This window comes from Paenibacillus sp. IHBB 3054 (assembly GCF_051594305.1).
In the GTDB taxonomy this organism is placed as follows: Bacteria; Bacillota; Bacilli; order Paenibacillales; family Paenibacillaceae; genus Paenibacillus_AQ.
Genome location: NZ_JBOFBG010000080.1, coordinates 1 through 4631 on the forward strand (window position 1 = coordinate 1; position 4631 = coordinate 4631).

Annotated in this window: 2 protein-coding genes; both read right to left on the reverse strand. The window is 57.3% G+C overall.

All coding sequences use genetic code 11. From position 1 onward, the window contains the following. Positions 1-2952 (reverse strand): non-ribosomal peptide synthetase (locus ACQ76X_RS35510; RefSeq protein WP_438498599.1); only part of this gene is annotated, 2952 nt, incomplete at its 3' end. A gap of 154 nt (positions 2953-3106) precedes the next feature. After that, positions 3107-4549, reverse strand: a complete 1443-nt coding sequence (locus ACQ76X_RS35515; RefSeq protein WP_438498600.1) for a condensation domain-containing protein — start codon at positions 4547-4549, stop codon at positions 3107-3109. Positions 4550-4631: the final 82 nt, after the last annotated feature.

Sequence of the window (4631 nt, forward strand, 5' to 3'; positions counted from 1 at the left end):
CTCCTTTACCCCCAGCACCACTGCGAACAACTCCGCCAATTGCGTCTCCAGCGCATCCCGCGGCGCTTCATAGCCTTCGCTGTTCGCCTCCCGGTCCGGCGCCGGCAGCGCCTTGCGGTCCACCTTGCCGTTAGGGTTGAGCGGCAGCTTCTCCAGCTCCACAAAGTAGGACGGAATCATGTAATCCGGCAGCTGTGCCGCCAGGTGCGCACGCAGCTCCGGTACCGGAACAGCTTCATCACTTACAAGATATGCACACAAGTACGCCTGCCCTTGCTCATCCTTCCAGTCAACTACGACGGCTTCGCGGATATGCGCATGCGCCAGAAGCCGAGCCTCGATCTCTCCGCATTCGATCCGGTAGCCGCGGATCTTCACTTGATGGTCGATCCGGCCCAAGTACTCCAGGTTGCCGTCCGGTAGCCATCTCGCCAAATCCCCGGTCCGGTACATCCGCGTCCCCGGCTCGAACGGATTGTCTACGAATTTCTCCGCCGTCAATTCCGGCCGGTTGAAGTAACCCCGCGCCAGACCCTCGCCCGCGACACACAGCTCCCCCGCGACGCCTATCGGCTGCAGCTGCCGATTGTCATCCACAATGTACAGCTGCGTATTGGCGGCCGGCCCCCCGACGGTCACGGCCTGGTCGGCGGTCACTTCCCGCACCGCGGACCAAATCGTTGTCTCCGTCGGACCGTACATATTGAACAGCGCGGCCTTCGATTTGCTTTGCAGTTCAGCCAGCAGATCGTCCGTCCATGCCTCCCCGCCGACCAGTATTTCCGTTACGCCTTCAAGCCACGCCACGCAGCCCGCCGACAACAGCATCTTCAGCCGCGACGGCGTCATCTGCACCATGCCAATGCGCTGGCATTCGATCAGCGCCGCCAGCTGCTGAGGGTCCTTCTGCTGTTCTTCGCTCGCTGCCACGACCCGCATGCCTTGCGTCAACGCTAGCAGCGTCTCCACCACCGAAATGTCGAATGACAGCGTGGTCGCAAATAAAATCGACTTCGCCGGGGCGAAGGGAATCACTCTCGTCATCCCTGTGATGAAGTTAACCACCGCGCGGTGCTCAATCATCACCCCTTTGGAGTTCCCGGTCGTGCCCGAGGTATAGATCACATACGCCAACCGCCGGGAATCCGGCTCTAGCGGCGGATTGCTCTCGGACTCTGCTGGCCCTCCAGGCGTCAACTCGATGACCGTGCCCTCAAATCCGCATGGGTCCAGGCCAGGCTGAATCAGCAGTACTGCCGCGCCGCTGTCCTCGAGCATATACCGGATGCGTTCGGCCGGCAGCGCCGGATCGATCGGCAAGTACGCCCCGCCGGCCTTCAGGATGCCGAGCACCCCGACGATCATCTCCACTGAGCGATCCATCAGGATCGCCACGATACGGTCCGGCCCCACACCTTGCCCGCGCAGCGTCCACGCCAGTTGATTCGCCCGCGCATTCAGCTCCGCATAGGTCAGCTGCTGATCCCCGTACACGGCCGCCACCGCATGCGGCGTCTTCTCCACCTGCTCTTCGAACAGACCGTGGATCGTCGCTTCCCGCGGATACTCCGCCGCCGTGTCGTTGAACGCATGCAGCAGCTGTTGCTTCTCCTCTGGCGTGACAAGCGATATCGAGGCCACCGGCCGCTGCGCATCCGCCAGCATTTGCTGCGCGATCTCTCGGATATGCCCCTCCATTCGCCGGATGAATGTTCGATCGTATACCTTGGCGTTGTACCGGAATTCAATCGACAACACTTCGCCCGGGGCTAGCACGACGGTTAGGTCATAATTCGTCTGCTCAAATACTTCAACGTCACGGATCCCAAACGCAGCCTCGTCCGTTCCGCCTGCTTGGCCAAGCGCTTCGGCGATCGGATAGTTCTCGAACACCAAAATATGGTCGATCAGCCCTTGCTTCCGCTCGCTCAGCCCTTGAATCTCATACAGCGGATAATGGCTGTGTGATTCCGATGCCAGCGCCGCTTCCTGCACCTGCTGCAGCAGCGCCGTTACGCTCTGGTCAGGAGAGCTGCTGACCCGTACCGGCGTTGTATTGATAAACAGGCCGATCATCCGCTCGATTCCCGGAACTTCCGCCGGTCTCCCCGATACGACAGTCCCGAATACCACATCACCGCTCTGGTTGTACTTCTGCAATAGCAGTCCCCAGATCGTCTGCATCACTGTGTTCAGCGTCACCTGTGCCTGGCAGGCCAACTGCTCCAGCTCCCGGGTCATCCCCCGATCCAGACGGAAGGCATGCTCCTGCGGCTCGGCTCCCGTATGCCCTGCTGTCCAAAGCGCTCGCGGCACACTCGCCTGTTGCTCATAGTTTGCCAAGTACCGGCTCCAGTACTGTCGCGCCGCTTCCCCGTCCTGCTTTTCAAGCCATTGCATGTAACTGTTAAATTGTATTGGCGTGTCAAGTCGAATGGGCTGCTTAGTCTTCAAACATTGATATATATGCATAAATTCCTGCATAAGAATGCTTACACACCAACCATCCATCAAAATATGGTGGAAGCTCCAAATCATTATGTGTGAATCAGAATCCTTTTTTAGAACAGCTAATCGAATTAAAGGCCCCCTCAATAGGTCAAAGCCCTCATCTCGATCATTTTGCATGTACTCGTTCACATACCTAGACTTTTCATTTTCACTCAACTGAGAAATATCTTCGAAAATCAAGTCCGTCTTTTGATTTTTTACTACGACTTGAACAGATTTCTTCACCTTTTTCCAGACGAAGATGGTTCGAAGTATATCGTATCGCTCAATCAGCTTCGCAAAGGATTGATTAACTAGGGTTACATTTAAATCACCTGCAAGCTCCAAAGTATATTGTTCAAAATACTCATTTGATTTGTGAAGCAAAGAATGAAATAACATACCTTCTTGCATCGGCGTAAGATAATAGATGTCTTTTATCGAGTCTCTTCTTCTACTCATGTTTACCTCCCGGCAAGTTGTTTAGAGACGCTATTATAAAACCTGGGCTAATTCCTCCGACCATTTAGTTTAGATACTTGGTACCTCGTTCTCTTCAATAACAACGTTAGGGGAGATGTTTTTATCTCTCCCCCTTCTGTTAACCCTTTTTTCCCTAGTCTATTTGTTCAAGCAATGAGTAAATGTTCTCTACTTCATCAATATCTAATCCACTAGAACTAAAATCGCTCGCGGTCTTCTCGCTGTGCGCCTGCCCCATGCAGTGGGCAATCAGTCTGCGAAGCTGTTCCGCATAACACGCCATCCAGCATTCCACCGTTTCCCTCCGGTATACGTCTGCCGCATAGTCGCACGTAAACAGGAGCTCCCCGCCGATCACCATCCCGTTCAGGCTCAGCTTGTACTCACTGGGGAGGTTCGGGTCGATGCTGGTGCCCGTCCCGTACGCCGACGTCTCGAATACGCCAGTGGTCACGTCCCGGTCGAACTGCCCCAAGTAGTTGAAGCAGATCTCCGGGCGAAGGTCAAACGTCAACTCCTTTTTGTGCTCCGCTGCTGTCATATACTTCAGCACGCCATACCCGAGCCCTTTGTTCGGTACGCTGCGCAGCCCTTCTTTCACCGTCTTGATGCAGTCGGACAACGTCTCGTATGCTCCCAGGTCAAGCAGCGTCGGCACTATCGTCGTAAACCAGCCGACCGTACGGCTCACATCCACCGCTTCCCCGATCTCTTCCCGGCCATGCCCTTCTAGGTCCACGACAAACCGCCGCTCGCCCGTCCATTCCTGCAGCGCCAGGCCCAGCCCCGTCAGCAGGATGTCGTTGATTTCCGTATAGTACGCCCGGCCCGCCTGGTTCAATAACTGCGCCGTCTCTTCCCGTGACAGCCGGATGCTCACCGCTCCGCCGGTTCGCTCCGCTTCCAGGGGTCCTTCATCCGCCGGCAGCGCCGCAGCCGGCGTCTCCTCGATTCGCTTCCAATAAGCGATTTCATTCAGCTGTTCCTCACTGTCCGCATAGCGCGCCAGTGCCTCCGACCACGTCTGGAACGCGTCCGTCTTCTCCGGAAAGCGGATCTCCTCGCCCCGCTCCGCCTGCTCATAACCGGTCTGCACATCTTCGAACAGGATCCGCCACGACACCCCGTCCACCACCAGATGGTGGATGACGATCAGCAGATGATCGCCCTCGTCGGTCTTCATCAGCCCCAGGCGCATCAGCGGCCCCTGCTCCAGGTGCAGCCCCCGCTGCAGCCGCTCGGCTTCCGCCGCAATCCGTGTGTCCACGGCGGTTTCCCCGCGCAAGTCGATCACATCCAGCCCGAAACTCGCCTCTAGAGGCCCGCGGCTCCACTGCACGATGCCCTCCGCTTCTTCCCGATACCTCATCCGCAGCGCATCATGATGCGCGACGATCCGTTCAAACACACGCCGCAGGACACCTTCGTCGAATCCGTCCCTCCGTTGCAGCAGGACCGCCTGGTTATAATGGTGCGGCAGCTGCGGCGACCGTTCAAACAACCCTTGCTGGATCGGAGTTAATCGTACTTCGCCTTCTACCGGACGCTGATCGATCTGCCGCGCCAACTTCTGCACATGCGGGCTCAGCTCCAGGATCGTCGGATACCGGAACAGATCGCGGATCCCCAAGTGCAGCCCATGCCCCCGCAGCCGCGCG